The organism is Myroides sp. NP-2 (assembly GCF_014145665.1).
Classification (GTDB): domain Bacteria; phylum Bacteroidota; class Bacteroidia; order Flavobacteriales; family Flavobacteriaceae; genus Flavobacterium.
In genome coordinates, this window is sequence record NZ_JACHTD010000012.1 from 35,497 (window position 1) to 57,572 (window position 22,076).

General features: G+C 38.0%; 17 protein-coding genes. 8 read left to right on the plus strand and 9 right to left on the minus strand.

Annotation, left to right across the window (positions count from 1 at the left end):
- Positions 1-51 precede the first annotated feature (51 nt).
- On the minus strand, positions 52-948 hold the full coding sequence (locus tag H4K35_RS12090; protein WP_182628225.1) for a lytic transglycosylase domain-containing protein: 897 nt from the start codon (positions 946-948) through the stop codon (positions 52-54).
- Positions 949-950: 2 nt separating this feature from the next.
- Complete coding sequence (locus H4K35_RS12095) at positions 951-1,607, minus strand: alpha/beta hydrolase (RefSeq protein WP_182628226.1); 657 nt, start codon at positions 1,605-1,607, stop codon at positions 951-953.
- Between the two features lie 214 nt (positions 1,608-1,821).
- Between H4K35_RS12095 and H4K35_RS12100 the strand changes: the two genes are divergently transcribed.
- Positions 1,822-2,103, plus strand: coding sequence for a GNAT family N-acetyltransferase (locus H4K35_RS12100; RefSeq protein WP_002990470.1), 282 nt, complete (start codon positions 1,822-1,824; stop codon positions 2,101-2,103).
- A 105-nt stretch (positions 2,104-2,208) separates the two neighbouring features.
- On the opposite strand, the gene mtaB is transcribed toward H4K35_RS12100, so the two are convergent.
- Positions 2,209-3,528: a tRNA (N(6)-L-threonylcarbamoyladenosine(37)-C(2))-methylthiotransferase MtaB gene (gene mtaB / locus H4K35_RS12105; RefSeq protein WP_182628227.1), complete on the minus strand. Its 1,320-nt coding sequence runs from the start codon at positions 3,526-3,528 to the stop codon at positions 2,209-2,211.
- Positions 3,529-3,617: 89 nt separating this feature from the next.
- Between mtaB and H4K35_RS12110 the strand changes: the two genes are divergently transcribed.
- From H4K35_RS12110 to trpB, 7 genes are all read left to right on the plus strand, one after another.
- Positions 3,618-5,228: an ABC transporter substrate-binding protein gene (locus tag H4K35_RS12110; protein ID WP_182628228.1), complete on the plus strand. Its 1,611-nt coding sequence runs from the start codon at positions 3,618-3,620 to the stop codon at positions 5,226-5,228.
- Between the two features lie 107 nt (positions 5,229-5,335).
- Positions 5,336-6,061, plus strand: a complete 726-nt coding sequence (locus H4K35_RS12115) for a LytTR family DNA-binding domain-containing protein (protein WP_182628229.1) — start codon at positions 5,336-5,338, stop codon at positions 6,059-6,061.
- Entirely contained in the window at positions 6,058-9,027 is a 2,970-nt protein-coding gene (locus tag H4K35_RS12120; RefSeq protein ID WP_182628230.1) for a histidine kinase, read from the plus strand. Before H4K35_RS12115 ends, H4K35_RS12120 begins: the two co-directional genes overlap by 4 nt.
- Positions 9,028-9,143: 116 nt before the next feature.
- Positions 9,144-10,283 (plus strand): metallophosphoesterase, encoded by a 1,140-nt coding sequence (locus H4K35_RS12125; RefSeq protein ID WP_182628231.1) that lies wholly within the window; start codon positions 9,144-9,146, stop codon positions 10,281-10,283.
- 58 nt (positions 10,284-10,341) lie between these two features.
- Positions 10,342-12,201 carry an ABC-F family ATP-binding cassette domain-containing protein gene (locus H4K35_RS12130; RefSeq protein ID WP_182628232.1) on the plus strand — a complete coding sequence of 620 codons (1,860 nt, stop codon included), beginning with the start codon at positions 10,342-10,344 and terminating at the stop codon, positions 12,199-12,201.
- A gap of 287 nt (positions 12,202-12,488) precedes the next feature.
- The gene (locus tag H4K35_RS12135) at positions 12,489-13,139 is read left to right on the plus strand and encodes a peptidoglycan-binding protein LysM (protein WP_182628233.1); all 651 of its coding nucleotides are present in this window, start codon (positions 12,489-12,491) and stop codon (positions 13,137-13,139) included.
- A 294-nt stretch (positions 13,140-13,433) separates the two neighbouring features.
- Positions 13,434-14,615: a tryptophan synthase subunit beta gene (gene trpB / locus H4K35_RS12140; protein ID WP_182628234.1), complete on the plus strand. Its 1,182-nt coding sequence runs from the start codon at positions 13,434-13,436 to the stop codon at positions 14,613-14,615.
- A gap of 117 nt (positions 14,616-14,732) precedes the next feature.
- Here the strand turns inward: trpB and H4K35_RS12145 are convergent, their stop codons facing one another.
- The 6 genes from H4K35_RS12145 to H4K35_RS12170 all read right to left on the minus strand — a co-directional run bounded on the left by H4K35_RS12145 (position 14,733) and on the right by H4K35_RS12170 (position 21,810).
- Positions 14,733-16,946 (minus strand): peptidase domain-containing ABC transporter, encoded by a 2,214-nt coding sequence (locus H4K35_RS12145; protein ID WP_182628235.1) that lies wholly within the window; start codon positions 16,944-16,946, stop codon positions 14,733-14,735.
- Positions 16,921-17,898, minus strand: a complete 978-nt coding sequence (locus H4K35_RS12150; RefSeq protein ID WP_182628236.1) for an SPASM domain-containing protein — start codon at positions 17,896-17,898, stop codon at positions 16,921-16,923. Before H4K35_RS12150 ends, H4K35_RS12145 begins: the two co-directional genes overlap by 26 nt.
- The gene (locus tag H4K35_RS12155; protein ID WP_182628237.1) at positions 17,879-18,103 is read right to left on the minus strand and encodes a hypothetical protein; all 225 of its coding nucleotides are present in this window, start codon (positions 18,101-18,103) and stop codon (positions 17,879-17,881) included. The genes H4K35_RS12150 and H4K35_RS12155 overlap by 20 nt, the downstream gene beginning before the upstream one ends.
- Positions 18,093-19,058, minus strand: a complete 966-nt coding sequence (locus H4K35_RS12160) for a hypothetical protein (protein ID WP_182628238.1) — start codon at positions 19,056-19,058, stop codon at positions 18,093-18,095. The genes H4K35_RS12155 and H4K35_RS12160 overlap by 11 nt, the downstream gene beginning before the upstream one ends.
- Positions 19,059-19,168: 110 nt before the next feature.
- On the minus strand, positions 19,169-19,309 hold the full coding sequence (locus tag H4K35_RS12165; protein ID WP_182628239.1) for a hypothetical protein: 141 nt from the start codon (positions 19,307-19,309) through the stop codon (positions 19,169-19,171).
- Between the two features lie 128 nt (positions 19,310-19,437).
- Positions 19,438-21,810 carry an outer membrane beta-barrel family protein gene (locus tag H4K35_RS12170; RefSeq protein ID WP_182628240.1) on the minus strand — a complete coding sequence of 791 codons (2,373 nt, stop codon included), beginning with the start codon at positions 21,808-21,810 and terminating at the stop codon, positions 19,438-19,440.
- Between the last annotated feature and the right edge of the window lie 266 nt (positions 21,811-22,076).

Genomic DNA, 22,076 nt, shown 5'->3' on the forward strand with positions numbered 1-22,076 from the left:
TGGAATTTATAATGAAGTTTAGTTCCCAGTTTAGTTCAACCGTTAACCAATTTATCTCGGTAACTCGATGGTATAGGTTTTACCTTTGGTTTTTAAGTTTGTATTGACTAACCACGGGTTATATAGTTTCAAAATTTTGTAGTTTGAACCTTGTTCTTGTGCAAACATCGGTAGATCTTCTATATCATTGCTTACTGTAATGGTACGCATGGGAATAGGAGGATATTTATCTGCTTTTGGAATATTGTATCCGTAGCGCTCGGGATGGCTCATAATTTCTTTCATTGCAAGGATGCGGAATACATAACGAGAAGTTTCTTGATTTAGAAACAAATCGTAATAGTTGTCTACATATTGGGAGTTCATGGCTTTGGTCATTCCCGCCATTCCCCTGTTATATGCTGCGGCAACCATCGTCCAAGAACCAAAGCGATTTTTAGCGTCGTTGAAGTATTTACAAGCGGCTTCTGTCGCCTTTTCTAAGTGGTAACGCTCGTCTACAGTATCGTCAACGGTCAGGTTGTATTCGCCAGCAGTACCTTTCATGAATTGCCAGAATCCTGTAGCTCCTGCTGAAGAAACTACGTTGGACAAAGTACTTTCGATGACACAAAGGTATTTGAAGTCATCGGGTATATTATTTTTTTTCAAAATTGGTTCAATGATAGGAAAGTAGCGTTCAGCTCTTTTGATCACGAGAGTTGTGGATGAATGTAGGTTAGCGTTGATAATCATTTCGCGGTCAAAGCGCTCTTTGACATCAATAATGTCTAGCGGGGCTGATTCTCCAGCAAAATTTGCAGTTAGCGGTAAAGAAACGTGGTGTTCTGTTGGGCTTTTTTGTTCCGTATTTTGATCAGATGCGCTGTGTGCAGTTGCAAAGATAAACGTAGAAGCCACCCCGACAACTGCTGTTGTGTAAAGTGCGTTTTTTAGATTTTTTTTCATAGTTATTCTAGTATAATTTTTTGTAGATTTTCGTTAAACCATTTGTACTTCACTAGGATCATTGCATGAGTCCCCCCTTTTACTTTAATTGCATTTTTTATGTTTTTTATAGGAAAGATTTCGTCTTTTGTACCGTGAATGTGGATGACCTGATCCAACGGTTCTTTCTGATTCCACGTTACTATCGTTTGAATGCACCAATTGAGGTAGTGTGGATCTCGAATGGACAAATAGCGATTATACAGTTCCACGCGATTTTTTTGTTTGTCACTTCCGTAACGAGCAACCAGCTTTAGTAAGAATTCCACGCCATGTGTGGGAATTAGCTTGTAGAGCTTGGTGTATTTTGCCCATTTAAAACAGGCGGGAAATTCGCGATTGGAACGAACGCTCGAGATGATAATTGTTTTTTGAACCTCAATGCGCTTGGATAATTCCTGTGCTATAATTCCACCGAAAGAAACGCCCACTAAGATAGGATTATTATGTTGAATCAACGGAATGTATTTCGCGGTGTAATCCAATAAATTTTCGTTCTTTTCACAAGGCAACCATTCTAAAAAATGCAGATCAAAAACAGAAGTATCCCATTTTAATCGTTCAAAAATGAGCGAGGTGGAAGACATGCCCGGGAAGAAATAAATTGGTATTTTGTTCATTTTAAATAAATTAACATACTAAATAGGGACGGTTTGGAAAAAAATGACGAACTTTGATAAATATAGCGATAAAAATAGTTGCATTCGCGGTATATATAATCTAAAAATTTCTTACGATATAATTGTTATGAATAGGGGCATTCGCCACCGTTCTTTTTTTGTTGCTATGAAAAGGAGGTATCAGCATAACATGAAAATATAAAATTTTAGTATAATGGAAATTAAAGACAATGAATTGCTTCGTCAGTTTGAGCTCGAAACCGATCAAGGTTTGCTTAGCGTGGAGTATTCACTACAAGAAAGAAAAATCTTTCTTACCAAGTTAAAGGGGTTCGAGGAAGGTGTTCAAGCGCAATCCATCGATTTTCTAAAAGGGGTACTCGATATTGTTAGAGAAAAAAGACTACGCGTAGTTCCTACCCATCCAAAAATTGTTTCTTTCTTTAGGAAAAATCCTATTTACAAAGAAATGCTTCCTCCAGGGATAAGAATTTAATCCTGTGAGATTTAAAAACCACTTATAACACACACAGCATACCCCAATTTGGGTGAAAAAAAGCAAAAAACCTGTTTGAACGTCAATTCAAACAGGTTTTTTTATTTAATCTAGAAAATCAAATCGAACAATACCGTCGTCGTCAATTTTCGTTAATTTAATTTCGCGAAGCGTATTGACTAAAGCTGGATCCCACGGTGTTTTTACTTTGACGTAATTCTCGGTAAAACCGTGAATGTATCCTTCCTTGTTTTCGCTCTCAAACAAAACGGTTTTCTCCTTTCCAATTTGAGACTCATAGAAGGCACGGCGTTTTTTTACGGATAAACCGCGAAGCATTTTGCTTCTTTTGTTGCGCACTTCCATCGGTACAACACCTTCCATAGCTATGGCTTCCGTATTGTCGCGCTCCGAATAGGTGAATACGTGAAGGTAAGAAATCTCTAGGTTGCTCAGGAAATTGTAGGTGTCTAAAAATTTTTCGTCTGTTTCACCAGGGAAACCAACAATTACATCCACTCCAATACAGCAATCGGGCATTACTGTGCGAATTTTATCTACGCGTTCAACGTATAGTTCGCGCATGTATCGGCGCTTCATTTTCTTTAAAATGTCGTTGCTTCCCGATTGTAGGGGAATGTGAAAGTGAGGTACGAAGGTTCTACTTTGAGAAACAAATTCGATGGTTTCATTTTTTAATAGGTTAGGCTCAATCGAAGAGATGCGCAAACGCTCAATCCCCTCTACTTGATCTAATGCTTGTACAAGCTCTAAAAATGTGTGTTCGTGTTTCTTATTGCCAAACTCTCCTTTTCCGTAATCGCCAATATTTACTCCAGTTAGTACAATTTCTTTGATGTCTTGAGCCGAAATTTCAGCTGCATTTTTCAAGACATTCTCCATTGTATCACTTCGAGAAATACCACGAGCCAACGGAATAGTACAATACGTACATTTGTAATCGCAGCCATCTTGAACTTTTAAGAACGCTCGCGTGCGATCTCCAATAGAGTAGGACCCTACATAAAAATCTGCTTCTGAAATCTCACAAGAGTGTACTTGTCCCATTTCGTTTTTTGAAAGGTCATTGATATAATCGGTTAACTTGAATTTTTCCGTTGCCCCTAAAACCAAATCCACACCATCAACACTGGCTAGTTCAGCCGGTTTTAATTGTGCATAGCACCCCACAGCGGCAATAAAAGCCTTGTCGTTTTTCTTCTGTGCTTTTTTAACTATTTGTTTGAATTGTTTATCTGCATTTTCGGTTACAGAACACGTATTGATTACATAAATGTCTGCCACATCTTCAAATTCAACACGATCAAAACCTTCATCTACGAAACTTCTTGCTATTGTTGAGGTTTCAGAAAAGTTTAGCTTACAGCCTAAGGTGTAAAAAGCTACTTTTTTTCTATTTTCCATAATCATTCTTTACTATGAGTAGTAACTTTGAAGTATATTTACTCTTTGTTGTCACAAAGCGTGCAAATTTACGTACAAAATTCGGTTTGATGAAATCAATAATTTATTATATATCAATTCTTTGTATCTGCTTCACTGTTGCTTCTTGTCGAAATAAAACACAGGAAAAAGTAGAGGGAACAGTCTTTCGCTACAATGAAGATTCTAATATTCAAACACTTGATCCAGCTTTCGCACGCAGTATGGCTGTGATATGGCCCTGTAATCAGTTGTTTAATGGGTTGGTACAACTCGACGATCAATTAAACGTGGTAGGAGACATTGCTCAATCATGGACTGCTTCTTCCGATGGATTGACCTATGATTTTATTTTGCGCAAAGGGGTGTACTTTCATCCACACCCTGCTTTTGGTGAGGCGCAAACACGCGCGGTAACTGCTGCTGATTTTGTGTATAGTTTAGACCGATTGACTGATGTGAAAACAGCATCGCCAGGAGGATGGATTATGCAAAAAGTTAAGCGCTATCAAGCCGTGAATGACACTGTATTTCGCTTGCAGTTAAAAGAATCCTTTCCCGCAATTCTCGGATTGTTATCCATGCGATATGCTTCCGTGGTTCCTCGAGAAGTCGTGGAAGACCCTCAACATGATTTTAGAACACATCCCATTGGAACAGGACCGTTTTATTTTAAATTTTGGGAGGAAAATGTCAAATTGGTCTTAAGGCGAAATCCCAATTATTTTGAAAGAGATGAGCAAGGGGTTCAACTACCTTATCTCGAGTCGGTAGCCATTACTTTTTTACCTGATAAACAAAGTGCTTTTTTACAGTTTATTCAGGGCAATTTGGATTTTATCTCGGGCTTAGACCCTTCGTATAAAGATGATCTGATTACCCTTGAAGGGAAGTTACAACCCAAATATCAAGAGGAGGTGCAGATGGAAACGGGACCTTACCTCAACACGGAATATTTGGGATTCAATATGGCAGATAAAAATAGCCCTACGAGTGATAAGCGCATTCGTCAGGCATTGAATAAGGGGTTTGATCGCGTTAAAATGTTACAACATTTGCGCAGTGGAATGGGAACCGCTCAAGTCGGCGGATTTATACCCCGTGGTTTACCTGGGAATACCGTATCGGATGAATTGTACGACGTAGAACAAGCGAGACAGTTGGTACAAGCGTACAAAGAAGAACACAAACTGTCCAAAGTCGTTATTCCGTTGTCTACTAATGCAGGATATTTGGATATAGCCGAGTATTTGCAAAGAGAATGGCAAAAAATTGGACTGACTGTAGAGGTAGATGTCATGCCACCAGCTACCTTGAGACAAGGGATGGCTTCAGGTAAAATTGCGTTTTTTAGAGGGAGTTGGATTGCCGATTATCCCGATGCTGAAAATTATCTTTCTCTATTTTACAGCAAAAACAAAGCACCTAACGGACCTAATTATACCTTTTTTGACAACCCAACCTATGACGCGATATACGAACGCGCCTTTGAGCTTACGGCACTTGATCAACGCATTGCGCTATACGAACAAATGGATCGCTTGATCGCAGAAGAGGTTCCTGCCTTGGTTTTGTTTTATGACCAAGCTGTGAGATTCAGTCGCCGAAATATTCATCAATTGGGCATTAATCCCATGAATAATTTATTTCTGAAGAAGGTAAAGAAAGAGGAAATAAAATAAGTTGATTTTTGTATAAAATTCGTTAGTGATATGTTATATTTGAAACAATAGAAAAGCGATTAGCTGATCTACACACCAACATACAACCTTACAAACGAATTTAGATTATGAATGAGTTAGTCGTTCTAATTGTTGATGACGAGACGAAGGTTGCCGAAGTATTGAAACACCGATTACAAAACAGCATACAGCTCCAGCATAAATTGGTTTTTTACACGGCAAAATCGGTCGCAGAAGCAGTAAAAATGATTGAACAATATACACCCGATCTCGTTTTCTTGGACATTCAGATGCCCAAAGAAAACGGATTAGCTTTGTTTGACTATTTCGAAAAACCACTTTCCTTTGAAGTTGTTATTACCACTGCGTATAGTCAATACGCATTAGAGGTATTGAATCAACACCCTTGTTTATACTATTTATTGAAGCCTATTGCCGTGGATAATTTGCAATTGGCATATGACAAATACCTAGAGAAAGAGGGAGAGCAATTGTTTATCAAACTCATCAAGAGCAACCAAAAGCGCGATGTTGTTTCCGTGGATGATATTATCTACTGTAAAGCAGATGACAACTATTGTGAAGTATATTTAAAAGATCAAAAATACCTAGTTTCTAAAACATTAGGAGCAGTTTCTGCCAAGTTACAACACCCTCATTTTTATCGGGTAGGGCGATCTTATGTCGTCAATATGAAACACATTAAACACATTGAAACGGGGAGTAATCGCATTGTTTTCAAACACGAAATTGTCATCAACGATTGTGAAGTCAAGCACGATATTGTTGTTTCTGCTGCTAAAATGAAAGAATTTAGAGCCTTTGAGTTATGATACGGTGGATGATGCTCCTGCTATTTGGGTTATCGCTTCCCTTACTTTATGGGCAGACCACGGTCACAACGCGTTATACAACAGCAGATGGGCTGATTGCCAATGATGTTCGTGTTTTGCTCATGGACAGTAAAGGGATGCTCTGGATTGGATCACGAGCGGGCTTGAGCGTGAAAAAACAGGGGCGTATAGTAGTAGATGATGAAGCGCTCAAACATCGGTTTACCAATATAACCTCAATCGTTGAAGATGGAGATCAAGGAATTTGGGCGGGAAGTTATGGACAAGGGATTTTGTATAGAGGCAAAACAAAAACACAATTGTTCAACGCCGCAACGGGATTAGACGAAGATCGCATCAATTGTTTAGCTGTGTTTGACACAAAGTTGTATATCGGTACTTCGGAGGGAATTTCCATTATCGATATTCCTACACTTAAAATAGAGACCTTTTCTAAGCAGCATTCACTTGCTACCCCGAGTGCCGTATCGAGTTTTTACCAAAAGGATCACGCTATTTATGCAACCACTATCAATCACGGGGTGTTTAAAGTTGAAGCCGGACAATTGCATTCCATCGGAGATAAAAAAGAAGTTGTCGCTTCCTTTTTTGATCCCAAACGGCAAGAGTTATTGCTGGGATTGAAGTTCGCTCTTGAAATACAATCTCAGGGATCTCATGGCACTTCACTAAATAACAATGTAAAAGGGACTCGTTTTTTTCAAGCAATAGGGAATAAAGTTTTTTGGGTTAGTGCGGATATTCTCAATGAGGGCGGTGGTATTTATGCGTGGGATGGACATCACATAGAAAAACTCAATCAAACGTACGGCATAGAAAATACGGATCTATACAGCTTAGCCTATGACAGTAAACGAAATTTTTTATACGTAGGGACTAAAGAACATGGATTATATCAAGTGGATTTAGGTTCGCCTTTGCGTTTTGATCCGCGATTCGGTCTTATTGATGCCCTAGTGGTACATGGGGAGTATATTCATGTTTTTGGAGCGAAAGGCTGGTGTGTTGTCCATCAAAATAAAATCGTTCAAACTAAAGGAAAAGAGGCTTTTAAGTCGTTTCAATTGGCGAATAATAAACCGTTTATTGGTGTGACTACTCGTGAAAATAACTTTTTCGAAATAGAACACCGCATTCTCGCCAATCAGATTAAGTTTTACAAAGCCGTTGTCCATGCAGATGCCCTATGGGTAAGCACTAATATTGGTTTTTTCCAACTAACCTTAGATGGACAGCTAAAGCAATATGCTGGCATTCACACCTATCAATTTGATTTTTTCCACAATCAACTCGTTGAAACTGATCCCTATGGAGGAGTTAGAGTGTATGATGATTTAACCACTTTCGACTACCAATACTTCGATCGATCGGATGGAGCTTTTGTTCCACGCGATATCGTTGATATGAAAGAGGTAGAGGGAAAGCTGTACCTAGCAGGCGCTTTGGATGGTTTGTATGTCTATGAAAACAACCAGTTTCGCTCACTCTATCAAGAGGGAGTATTTGTAGAAAATAGATTAAAACACCTAAAAAAAGGTGATGGTGCGCAATTGTATGTGGCTACAGATTTTGGCGATGTATATTGCTTGGACCTCAGTGATTCACAACCTAAAGTAAAATTTAAAATCGAACAAGAGTCTATCCTAGGACACGGAATTACGTTCTTGGAGTACGTTGATCATCAGTTGTATATTGGAACAAATGTGGGGGGCACCGTATTAGATAACAAAGGAACATTTCTGTTTAATAAAGAACAAGGTTTGGATAATTACGCAATAAAAAGCAGTGGTATTATAGGTCCGAACTTAGTTTTAGGTACAGAGAAAGGATTATACACCTTAGATCGGCGTCACTTTAATTCCCAACCAATACAGTATAATTTAGTTATTTCTTCAGTAAAAGTTAATGAAACCCTTTTGGAACTTAAGCAAGGACAACTCTTAACCGAAAAAAAACTGGTTTTGCCCAATTATCAAAATTCTATTTTTGTTGATTTTGTTTTACTAGGAGCAAAATATCCCGATAAATTAAAGTTTCAATATCGAGTAAAACCTACGGAACAATGGATTAATTTAGAGCAACCTTCCTTGACCTTACACTATTTGAATGCGGGAAAATACCCGATTGAAATTAGAATTTACGACTATAATAATGGAAGCGAACAAATCGAATTGTTGCTAGATGTTACGATAAAACCTCCCTTTTACTACAGCTGGTGGTTTTTTAGTGTGGTGGGATTGGTTGTGATAGGGATTGTGATGCTGATCTTCAGGCGACTCAAACGACAGCAGGAGATAAAGGATAAACAGTTGCGTTTTGAAAAGAAAGTAGCAGAATTAAAAGTGCTCTCCGTGCGCAGTCAGTTGAATACCCATTTTATTTTTAATGTATTGAGTTCGTTTCAGTACTTTATTATTGCACATAAAGAAGAGGAAGCCCTGTACTATCTGGAGCGATTTGCTTCTTTAATACGCAAAACACTCAATCTCTCTATGGTTGAACAAGTGAGTGTTAAGGATGAGATCGACTATATTGAGGGGTATTTTGAATTGGAAAATATGCGTTTAGACGAGCGTGTGCAGTTGGAAATCACTGTAGAGAAGCATTTGAATTTGCATCAGATTACGATTCCACCCCTGTTGTTACAGCCTTTTGTAGAAAATAGCTTGGTACACGCTTTTCCTGAAAGTATTGAACACCCAAAATTGCACATTAATATTTACCAAAAGCAAGCGGATGTTATCCTAGAGGTAATCGACAATGGAATCGGAAATCAACAAGACTTACAACAACGAGCAACTCACGAATCAAAAGGGTTGTATTTGGTGAAAGAACGCATGAAAATGATTCAGGCGTATTTAGATGAGCACTTGACTATTCAATCTACTGAGACGGGGACCCGCGTTCGCTTAGTGTTGAAGGATGCGATTCAGGTAAAGAATTAACTCGTCAATTATTTGTTAATAAAACTCGAGAAAGCAAGAAAGGATCGTATTATTGCTAAAATGGCTAGTAAGCTGCTGTTATTCAGTAGCGCGCTATAGATTTTATTTTAAAACTCATGAAGGGAAGATTGTTTTTTGTAGCCATTTTTGTGGCGTATTTTTTAGCTAATTTGTATTTAGGATTTCGCGTTTATCCATTAGTGGAGCATAAGATCTGGAGTATTCAGGTCATCTATGGTGTGGCGGTGGCTTTTCTGATTGTCTCGCCAATTTTGTTTTTTGCGTTGAGAAAACGCATTAGCGTACCAGAGACCGCTATTTTATATAAAGTGGGAACGGGCTGGCTAATGTTGATCATCTATTCGTTTCTTCTTGCCCTAGTTTCAGAACTTGTCATAGCTATTTGGGGCAATCATTTCGCGACTTTTAGTGGGGGACTGCTCGTTTTACCTCAATTACAAGCGTGGATTATTGTGCTAGGTACAGCACTTATAGCAGGTATTGGCAATGTCAATTACTACCGTAAGAAAGTTGTTACTTTGCATTTAGAGACCGTTAAACCGTTGGCTGAGCCTATTAAAATGGTTGTATTAAGTGATTTACACTTAGGTCATGCAATTAGCAGACGTGAATTGAAGCGCTGGATTGCCTTTATTAACGAACAAGATGCTGACGTTGTGTTATTTGCAGGGGATATCATTGACAATAGTCTGTTGCCTTTGACGTATTATAAGTTGGATGAGTTATTGCGGGAAATTAAAAGTAAACACGGAGTTTACGCCTGTTTGGGTAATCACGAGTATTTGGCGAATGTCGAAATGAGTCTTGCTTTTTTGCGCAAAGCCAATATTACTGTTTTGCGCGATGAGGTGGTGAATATAGGTCCTCTACAGCTTATCGGAAGAGATGATAAATCCAATCCTCACCGCAAAGCGCTATGCGATTTGGTTCAACCCCAACCCAATGTAATACAGATTGTCTTGGATCACCAACCCTATGACTTAGCACAAGCGGCAGAACAACACCTTGATTTTCAGTTTTCAGGACACACCCATCGCGGGCAAGTTTGGCCTTTTTCGTGGATTACAGACTATTTGTTTGAACAATCTCACGGCTATGTAAAGAAGGGAACAACCCAGTTTTACGTTAGTTCAGGCCTTGGGATTTGGGGTGGAAGATACCGCATTGGTACTCAATCTGAGTATGTGGTAGCCACAATAAATGCCAACTGCAATGATAAGAAAGAGGAAGCTTAAAATAGACGCCCTTTTTTAATGGAGAATAAAAGGTTATTTTTGTCAAAATTTTGTTGAAGTGAATTATTTATCAGTAGAAAATATATCGAAATCTTTTGGGGCACATACTTTGTTTGAAAATGTGTCATTTGGTATTAATAAAGATCAAAAGATTGCTTTTGTTGCAAAAAATGGATCAGGGAAGACGACCATTTTGCGAATATTAACCGGTGCCGATGATCCCGATCAAGGACAAGTGGTCATGCGCAAGGGAATTCGCATGGAGTTTTTATCTCAAGAACCCAATCTTCAAGATGAATTGACCATTGAAGAAAGTATTTTCGCCTCGGATAACGAAGTTTTGACGGTTATTGAAGCTTATGAAAAGGCATTGGAAAACCCTGAAGATCAAGAGGCGTATCAAAAGGCTTTTGAGCAAATGGAGATTCACAACGCTTGGGATTTCGAAACTCAATACAAGCAAATTCTTTCCAAACTGAAACTCGACGATTTAAAGTTGAAAGTGAAAACGCTATCAGGTGGACAGCGAAAACGCTTGGCTCTGGCAATTATCTTAATCAATAAACCCGATTTGTTGATCCTCGATGAGCCAACCAACCACTTGGACTTAGAAATGATCGAATGGTTGGAAAACTATTTTGCAAAAGAGAATATTACATTGTTTATGGTGACCCACGACCGCTTTTTCTTGGAAAATGTGTGTAATGAGATCATTGAGTTAGACAATGGAATTATCTATCAATATAAAGGCAATTATTCGTACTACTTAGAGAAAAAGGAAGAGCGAATAGCCGCAGAAAATGCCAGCATTGACAAAGCACAGAATTTATTTGTCAAAGAGTTGTCGTGGATGCGAAGACAACCCAAAGCGCGTACGACGAAATCCAAATCGCGTATTGACGACTTCTACGTCATCAAAGAAAAAGCCCATAGCAGAAGAAAAGAGCACCAAGTAGAGTTGGAAATCAATATGGAACGCATGGGAAGTAAGGTGGTCGAATTGCACAAGTTGAACAAATCGTTTAACGGCAAGGTGATTCTAAAGGATTTTAGCTATATGTTTAATAGGGGAGAACGCATTGGAATCATTGGAAAAAATGGTTCAGGAAAATCGACCTTTTTAAATATCTTAACCCAATCGATCAAACCTGATACAGGAAAAGTCGTGATTGGTGAGACCATTAAGATTGGTTACTATACCCAAGGCGGAATCAACGTTAAACCTGAACAAAAGGTAATTGATGTAATTAAGGAGTTTGGTGAGTATATTCCCTTAGCCAAAGGACGTTCTATTTCGGCAGGACAGCTTTTGGAACGCTTCTTATTCGATCGCAAGAAACAACATGACTTTGTGGAGAAATTAAGTGGAGGAGAGTTAAAGCGCTTGTATTTGTGTACCGTTTTGATTCAAAACCCCAATTTCTTGATTCTCGATGAACCAACCAACGATTTGGATATCGTAACGTTAAACGTTTTAGAGAGCTTTTTGTTAGATTATCCTGGCTGTTTAGTTGTGGTTTCTCACGACCGTTATTTTATGGATAAGATTGTCGACCACTTATTTGTGTTTAGAGGTGATGGAGAAATTGAAGATTTCCCTGGAAACTATTCCGATTTTAGAGCCTATGAGGACAGTATAGAACCCGTGAAGGAAGAAGGTCCGAAAGAAAAAGTCAACTGGAAGGAAAATCAAGTGAAAAATGGCCTGACGTTTCAAGAACAAAAAGAATTGCAAAAAACAGAACGGGAGATGGCAAAGTTAGAAGAGCAGAAACAACAAATTGAAAAGGAATTTGCCGATGGAAAAGTGAGTGATGATCAAATTGAAACCAAGGCAAAAGAACTTCAAAAGATAATAAAAGAACTCGAAGAAAAAGAAGAAAAGTGGTTTGAATTATCAGCCAAAATGGAGGAGTAATTTTCGAGGTAAAAAAAGACAAAAAGAGGACTAAAAAAAGCGTTTTAGTTCTCTTTTTTATTTTTTGAAACTGATTTAAGCTATAAAATATAGTAAAATTTTAAGATTTTCACAAGGGTTTAAATGTTAAAGTTTTTTCTTGTATCTCTTTGTTAATCAGTGTTTGTGTGTAAACGTAAGGTTAAGGGAATGTAATTTAACGATTAAAAAATAGGCAGATTTAAAAAAGGAGGTAACTTTGCGGAGTGAAATTTCAAGTGGTGACAGGGCTTGAGAAATTAATTTTAATGAGGAAAAAATGTTCTTTTTTTATTGGCTTATTACTGCTATTAGGTGGAGTTTTTTCGGGTTTTAAAAAGTACGAAGTTATACTTTTAGAACAGTATAAAATACTTCCCGATGAAGCGCTGTCTTACCATCTTCCAGAAGAGAAAATGACGAAGGAAGTAAAGACAGATGAATTAGCCGTAATACCATTTACAGGGAAAACCTACATTGGTTTTAAACAAGCATTAGGTGCTAGAGAATCTAATGGATTGTATCGAATTGTCAACTCGTATGGTTACATCGGAAAATACCAATTCGGAAGGTTAGCTCTAAGATCAATAGGGATTTTTGATTCTGAAGAGTTTTTGAATGATCCGCAATTACAGGAAAAAGCATTTGATGCCCTGATTGCAAAAAACAAGTGGATTCTTAGAAATGAGATTAAAACGTACGAAGGACGAAGAATCGACGGGATCAGAATCACAGAGTCAGGTATACTGGCTGCGGCACACTTAGGTGGAGCAGGATCTGTGAGAAAATATTTGAAAAGTAATGGAGCTAATTCATTTAGCGATGGATATGGGACATCAATCAAATCCTACTTGAAAAAGTTTAGTGGATATGATGTTTCGGAGATTGATCCAGAGAAGAATGCGTTAGTCATGCTGTAAAAAGTAAAAGCTGTCTGTTGATACAGGCAGCTTTTTTTTTATTTGGTCAACTAAAATTAATTCCTACCTTTACACCGTAAAAATAACAGAAATGAATTTTAAACATACAAACAATTGGTGGTGGAGCAACTTACGTCAAGACGTCGTGAGCTGTCCTGCTATTGGTATGTATGAAGAAAAAATATAAGGAAACGAATATATTATTCCTACACCTCTAAGGGCTTGTCATCACGACAAGCCCTTTTTTTGTGCCCAAAAATTAAAAACAAACCTATTTATTAAATCAGAATCAAGATGAAGTATCAAGTAAATCAAGCAGGATTTTATGGCGATTTTGGAGGTGCTTTTATACCTCCAGCTTTAGAGCCAATTGTCAGTGAATTGCAAGCCGTGTATTTAGAAATAATGAACGAGCCAACCTTTCAAGCTGAGTATCAAAAGCTATTAGCCGATTATGTAGGGCGACCAACGCCTTTGTACTATGCCGCGCGTTTATCGGCTCTGTACAACACAAAAGTGTATCTAAAGCGAGAAGATTTATGCCATACTGGAGCGCATAAGATCAACAATACCATTGGTCAAGTATTACTGGCGAAGCGCTTAGGTAAAAAGAAAATTATTGCTGAAACTGGTGCTGGACAACACGGTGTGGCGACAGCAACAGTATGTGCCTTAGCTGGTTTAGAATGTGTGGTGTTTATGGGAGCTACTGATATTGAACGTCAGGCACCCAATGTAGCGCGTATGAAAATGTTAGGCGCTGAGGTTCGCCCAGCTAAAACAGGTACACAAACGTTAAAAGAAGCAGTAGATGAGGCTTTGCTCTACTGGATTGAAAATCCAACGGATACCTATTATCTAATCGGATCTGTAGTCGGACCTCATCCATACCCTGATATGGTTGGACGTTTTCAATCGGTGATCTCCAAAGAAATTCAACAGCAGTTACTAGAGAAAGAAGGGGTGGATAAACCCAACTATGTCGTGGCTAGTGTAGGGGGTGGAAGTAATGCTACAGGTGCGTTCTACTCCTTTTTGGAAGACCCAACTGTGCAGTTGATCGTTGCAGAAGGCGGCGGTAGGGGAGTTAATACCTCACAAACGGCAGCTACCTCGTTTTTAGGCAAGCCAGGGATTCTTCACGGTAGTAATACCTTGTTCATGCAAGATGAAGCAGGACAACCGCTAGAAGCCTATTCTATTTCAGCTGGATTGGATTATCCCGGTTTTGGACCGTTGTTCGCCTTGATGAAACAACAAGGGCGCGCTGAATTCTTTGCCATCAAAGATGAAGAAGCCATGGAAGCCGGATTGGAACTGTGTAAATTGGAGGGAATCATCTCCGCCATCGAAAGTTCACACGCCCTAGCCGCGCTCAAACACAAAACATTTTTGCCCACAGATATCGTAGTGGTTAACCTTTCCGGTAGAGGAGATAAGGATTTACAAAACTACACCAACTACTTTCAATTGTAGTTTTTCAGAAAAAAGCCCAGCAACACTGCTGGGCTTTTAACATTTAATCCCAGGACTAAGACGATGAAGTGCAACAAGATAATCGAATGTCCTAAGGAAACTCAAACCAATCTGATATTAAATTTCCAATTGGTTCTTTATCAAGGAATAATAAAAGCGATGGTTTTGTATTAGTTCTTTATGCGTGCCTGTTTCCACCACTTTGCCTTTGGATAAAACAATGATTTGATCTGCGTGTTTAACTGTACTTAAACGATGGGCAATGATAATCACAGTTCTGTCCTTGAAAAAAGTTACTAAGTTGTCGTGTATTATTTTTTCATTTTCCGCATCCAAGGCAGAGGTTGCTTCATCGAGTATGAGAATTTTTGGGTTTTTGTACATGGCCCTAGCAATGAGAATGCGTTGGAATTGTCCCTTGCTTAGTCCAATGCCATTCTCGCCGATTCGCGTTTGCTCTTTTTGAGGTAAATTCGCAATAAATTCGCTGCAATTAGATAAGTGGGTTACCTTTTTAAAATGAGTGGGATCAAAAGGAGCTCCTAAGGTGATGTTCTCTTGTACCGTATCCGAAAAGATATAGCCATCTTGAAAGACAACACTTATGAGATCACGCCAAACATCTGATTCTATTTGATTGATGTCTTGCCCTTTAAATGTAATCGTTCCACTTTGGATATGACAGTATTTCAACAGCAATTTAATCACTGTAGTTTTTCCACTTCCACTCGTTCCTACAATGGCACTTACTTTATTGAGGGGAAAAGAAAGGTTTAAATCTTCAAATAAATTGAAGGAATTCCCACCGAAATACGAATATTTCACTTGGTTAAATCGAATGGCATTATTCACGCGATACAAGTTGTGTTTGTTTTTTTCTTTGTGGATAGCATATAATTGACTCTCATCCTTTTGGCGATACACATCAGAAAGCCGATCCAAACTAATGGAGGCGTCTTGGTAGGAATAGAGGTAGGCAATGAAATTCTCTATGGGAAGTGTCAATTGTCCTATAATAAAGGAAATACTCAATAAAGCTCCTAAAGATAAATGATGGTGAATGACTAAATAAGAAACATAGGCTATGATGGAAATATTTTTAAGTTGGGATACGTATTTGACGCCAATACTCTGTTTGAGTTCAAGTAAAATCGTCGATTTGTTCAACTTGAATAAATCTAGCTCAATTTCTTTCCACTGTTTTGTTTTATAGTCCGTTGCATTGTTTATCTTAAGGTCGGAAATCCCATTTATTATTTCGTATAGGATGTTCTTGTTTTTGGTTTCGATTTCAAAGCGTCTGTAGTTGATATGTCTTCGACTGTTTTGAAAGGAATATACCCAAAGGACAGATAGGGCAGAGCTGAGAATAAAGAACAAAAATACCATAAGCGAATAGTGTATCAAAAGGATAGAATAGATTCCAAATAGCAAGAGGGAAACCAAAAATTGAAGCGAATGGTTGGAAAAAAACTCCTCAATTCGCTTGTGATCATCGATTCTCAATAGAATATCGGTGGTTAGCTTACTCTCAAAATACATCAGGGGCATCCGAATTAATTTTTTTAAAAAATCGGTGATAAGGCTAATGTTTAATTTTGTGTTTACATGGAGAAACAGCCAACCTTGAATGAATTCGATAGCAGTAGTACTGGTATATAGGACAAATTGGGCAAGTAAGAGATAGAGAACAACCTGCATATTTTTCATGTGAATTCCTTCATCAACTAAGCGTTCATTGATAAAAGGATAAAAAACGCTAATTCCGGTGATGATTAACAGCAAGAGTAAAAGACCTATGAATGTAGTTTTAAAAGGTTTCAAATAGTTCAAAAAGAACAGGCGCTTATTAAAATCGTCATTGGCTTTTATCTCCTGAATAGTAAAGGTTTCATTGGGGATTAATAATAGGGCAATTCCTTTTTTGTCATCATCTCTTTTCCAATATTCAAAAAAATCAGATTGTTTTATCTTTAGCTTGGAAAACCCAGGATCGGCAATGAGGGCTCTACCTTGTTTGTCAAGGCCTAAAAAAACGACATAATGGTTGTCCTTCCAATGGAGAATACAAGGTTTAGGTGCTTTATCGACAAGTTGTCCCATCGTTATTTTAACAGCAACAGCCGTAAAGCCAATATAAGTAGCCGCATCGATTAACTCGGAAAAACTTACGCCACTTTTATTGATGTGACACCAGGTTCTTAATTGGTGAATATTTACTTTTTTGCCGTAGTAGTTCGCTATCATACTAAGGCAAGTAGGTCCACAATCCGCGGATTCAAGTTGTCTTATAAACTTGAATTTTTTATACAATAAGTTGATATTTTCCATCGGCTCGTCTTTTCATATCATGGGTGATAAGGTAGTTGTATCTCAATTCACTGTCTTGAATATCTATAATTTGATCAGGAGTAACATACCAGAATTCTTGAAACTCATCGCTGTTCACTACTTGTTTTAGCGGTTGTTTGGATAGGGATCCAAACACCTTTTTGTTCTTAATGCAGTTTTTTATTTGACCTTTAGCGGTAATAGCTACTTTTTTGTTGTAATAGGGGTTGTGGTTTTGACACTCGTGATAGTAGGCTATGTTGTTGATTAAGACTGTAGAGGCTATGGTTGCTTTGGTAATATCTTCAAGACTTTCAGGTATAAAATATACAGTGTGTTTTTCTCTATTTACGGTGTGTTTGGCTTCACTAGAGTAAAAGACGATCCTATTGACAATTGGAAATTGATCTAGGGTATTTATTATTTTAGAGCAGTAGGATGGAGCACAGCTTGGCAACATAATTTGAAGGCTACAACAAACGGATTGGGAGCAATATTCAAGTACGTCGACAAGTTCGTTGAGGTTGTTTTCTCTGCAAACGGTTAAACGGAGTTCTATAAATTTAGTGAGCAAATCATCGAGTTGTACAAAGAGCGATTTTAAATTGTAATGTGTAAAGCTGTATTCTATTATGGCATTGTTTATAATTTCAGGGCTACTCCAAGAGTTTTCTAAGTCAGGAAAATGACTTGCCGCTAGTTCACTTTGAAAGGCAAATTTTTCTTGTAGTAAAAAAGTGACATAGGAAAGGAAAATAGTTTCTTCTGCTTTAAAATATTCTTTTACTGCGAGATAAGGCTGACTTTGGAGCAAGGTTATAACGGTTATCATGGCCTGGGGAATATACTTGATCTTTCCCTTTTGTAAATCACACAGAATATTTTTATCCTTGCCTTTGACGATTTTGCAGTAGGCAAATAAGACGATATAGTTAGATTGAATCAGGGTCATACAGTAAAAAATTAGAAAGGGGTTTATGGGAATTACAAACAATATAATTCGAGCTAAAATGCTTACTACTCGTCGTATACCAACTTTGGGTTCGCAACTCGTGCACGTCTTTGGTGTTTTCGCATTCCATAATTCGGTAGGTCAACGGGAGAAAACACAATTCATCTTCAGAAAAGATGGAGGTTTTGTTCGATTTATGTGTCATGATTGATGAGCCATTTAGCTATTTTTTCTTCTACATTATAATTACAGCGATAGCTAGGTGCATTGTATTGTCCAACAGGATTGACTTCAAGCATTATATATTCACCTGCCTTGCTTTTAATAATGTCTAGCGAACCTGTGTTGAGATTTATCGATTGCATAAATGCAATGAGTTTACTTTCATATTCAATGGGCAATTGATAGGGAATCCAATGAATATTCTCCGAGTAAAAATTGAGCTTAATATCCACGGTATCGGATTGATCTGTAGTGAGTATGATTGCACTTGCATAGCATGTTCCATCAAGGTAAAAAACGCGTATTTCATATGCCGCTTCGATACAGGCTTGAAATAAGGTTAATACAAATTGTTCAGGTAATTCACCTACGTCTTCTTTTTTTAGTTTTTGGGTATATATGCTATAAGTGTGCTGGGGCGTAATAAAATAAGAACTGTGTTTAATTGGCTTTACAATTAAATCGCAGTCGACGGTACGCTGAAACTCAAGTACGTCTTGTTTGTTGTTACTCACTATTGTTGTAGGTGTAGCAATATTAAATTGTTGGGCTAGATAGGTCACTTCGAGTTTGTTTAACCTGAATCCTTCTTCTTGAGGCATCCATGTTTTGTGCGCAAGTATTCGCTTTAAATAAGTAATAGTGTCTATTATTTCCTGATTAATTTCAAATAACGCTTGCGTGAACGGTTTGTTCTTTGGGAGACTTATTTTCACATCACATTCTAGTCGACGATACCAAATCACTTTGATCTTATCTGTTACGTCTTCTCCTTTGATAAAAATTCGGCCATCATTAATCTCTAATCTAAAGGCCTGTTTTTTTTGAATAAAATCTTCTACCGTAACTTTTACAAACTCAGCCTTGTAGTATAAAAGCCAATCAATGACAGGATCTGTGCCCTGCTCGTATTCGTCAAATGAGAGGATTAGAATCATGTTTTAGATATAAAATATTATTATTGCGCTTTGTTACTCCTTGGTTTTGATGTAAGAGTGATTAATACTGACTAGTATGGTATTAATCACTCTTTGATTAAGAATTAGACTTATTGCTGATAATCACGACTATTGCTGTCGACATCAAATTTTTTGCTGCAGTCATATTGGAATGATGCATTACCTCCTATAATTGTATTAACAAGATCCTTGTTTAATACATCAAATGATTGTAAGGTTTGTAATTTCATGATAATAAAATTTAAGATTGGGAGTCATAAGTTTATTGTCATTTACTCTTAAGGACATTGCTTGCAAGCGCTTCTTAGCTTCGTTACAAAGGCGATTCAATAGCTTGGCGAACACATCGCAGACAGACTTAATCAGTTCTGTTTCTTTCTTCTTCATTGCTAAAGTTTTTCGTTTTTGTAGCGGCTATATTTGTTCCAAATTTGTATACTAACGATAGGCTAATTTGCCGGGTATCATAGTAGTTGGTGTAGGTTTGTTTGATGGTGTTGACCTCGCTTTTAATCGTGTTTTTATTGGTCTTGAATAGGTCACTACCCACTGCGTTAAGTTGGAGCTTTCGATCGAGTAATAGCCATCTTATTCCTACGTCTGTGCGGTGATAGGCGGTGATATAATCCATGCCGCTTATTCCAGGAGCAACGTACTGAAAGGTTACCTCACCAAGGAGGGTTTTCGTTTGGTTGAAGGTGAGGGTATTGCTGAGGGAAAAGTAGAAGTTCAATCCACTTTGTTCGGCTTTTGTACTGGATAAATTTGACTTAATCTCGGTGTAATTTACATTGTATTGAAGGTAAGAGGTAAGCCAATGCCACTCTTTGAACGTATAGGATTGGGATAAACCTATACTGATTTCTTTTAGAAAGTTTTTGCGTATTGTTGCTTGTGTGACCGTATTGGGGGCTGTGAGTGTAATTTGATCCACGCCATTTATTGTTCTAGAAAGATAAAAAGAGGTGTTTAAGTTATTTTTATAGACATGTGCAAATTCAAAATTATCGCTAAAAAAGGGTTGCAGAAAGGGATTTCCCTCTGTATATGCATAAGGAGTGGAGTACCAACGGAAAGGATTTAAAGAAGAATAGGAAGGTCTATTAATCCGCTTGCCGTAGTTGAATGACCATTGGTTATTTTCATTGGTGATATAGGTGACGTATAAGGTGGGAAACAAATGGGTATAGCGGTTCTCTTGGCGTTCGTTTAACGTTAAGGAAAGCCCTTTCGTTTGTGTGTGCTCTAGGCGAACACCCAATTTTATGTCCCACTTTTTTAGCGTTTTAGAAGCGCTTGCGTACAGCGCTTGTGTGTTTTCGCTATAGTTAAATCGATTCGATTGCCCGAGATCTAATGCCTCGATTCTATGATTATAGGTGCTTATATCGCTGTTGTTTTGCATAAAGGACACTTTACCACCAAAATCGAATTGGACTTTTCCCAAGGGCCATTCAACGTTTACAGTGGAAGTATAGGTGGTAATGCTTTGGTTGGTTGCATTTGTAAAACTGTCGACTTCCTCTCTTTGTGGAATGCGCACATTACTAGTATTGATTCGCTCTTGGGTGTTGGTATAGGTGAAATAATCTAAATCAACAGTCATGTTTTTTCCCAAGGTGTCAAAAACAGTTTTAAAATGTCCATTCAAGGCATGAGAAACTATTTTTTTATCCGTATGAGCCCGTGTTGTAAGTAGAGAATCGATTCCTTTTGAAGGACCATAAATAGGAGTTGAGGTTTGCTCTTGATTATCAGGTCTGTTGCTGTTGCCTAGATATTGAATTCCAATTGTAGAACGATCATTTACTGCATAGTCTATCCCTGTTCTATTCGAAAAAAAACGTGTAAAATATTTTATTTTGGTATCTGTATCCCAAAGCTGAGTGGGATAGTAGATCTTATTCTTCTCTTGTACTTGAATAGCACCATCGTTTTTGTTGGTTGAAGAAAAGATTGACCACTTGTTTTTTTGGTAGGTGAGACTGCCCCCTACGGTTGCTGATGTATAGCTCGATTGTTGAAAGCTAGAAGTAAGCTCACCGCCCCAAAAGTTGTTTATTGTCTTTTTTAATACAATGTGAATTAATCCACTGTTCCCCTCGGCATCATAAGTAGCGGGAGGGTTGGTCATCACTTCTATTCTAGCAATGTCCTCCGCACGGATAGAACGCAAATAGGCAGTTAAATCCTCCGCTGTTAAAGGGCATAATCGGTTATTAACCAGAATTTGGACACTATTTTTTCCGAGCATACCGATCTTATCCCTTTCAATTCGCACTCCTGCTGTTTTTTGTAAGACTTCTAATGCATTAGCACCAGCTGAAACAATACTATTCTCGACGTTGAAAATAAGGCGATCTGATTTTCTGGTGAGTAATGGTTGTGCTGCGTGAATCACAACTTCTTGAAGCTCACTACTTTCTTCTTGGAGTAGAAGTAAACCTAAATCTTGTGTAGTTGTTGTGGGGAAATACTGCTCCCGAGAGCGATAACCGATAAGGCTTAGGGTTAAAATAAAGGCATGAGAGGTAGGAATTATCAAGGAGAAATACCCTGTTTCATCCGTCAATACGCCAGCTTTTGTTTTGTTGTCTATTACATCTGTGGCAACGACATTGACAAACGGAAGCGGTTCGTTTTGGGCGTTTTTAACCAGTCCGGTATAAGTCTGACAATAGCTGCAGAAAGAATACAAAAAGAGAGAAAAAAAGAGTATTGCGTTTCTCATGGCCTTTAATTATTTTTTATATACTATTCAAAATTATCAATCTATTTTTTTATTTATATTATCCCATTGGGTAGATTTTGTGTGATAAATGTAAAACTACCTCTGAGGGTAGGAGTGTGTTTTATTCCCCAAAAAGATGTTTCTTTAACGCGCATAAACCAAGAGTAAGTACAAGAAAGCAAGTCAAGACTAAACCTCGGCTTTGTTTTCCTAAGTATGCTGCCACAGCTGATAGACAGGGGGATTCTAATGTTGGAATGTTTTGC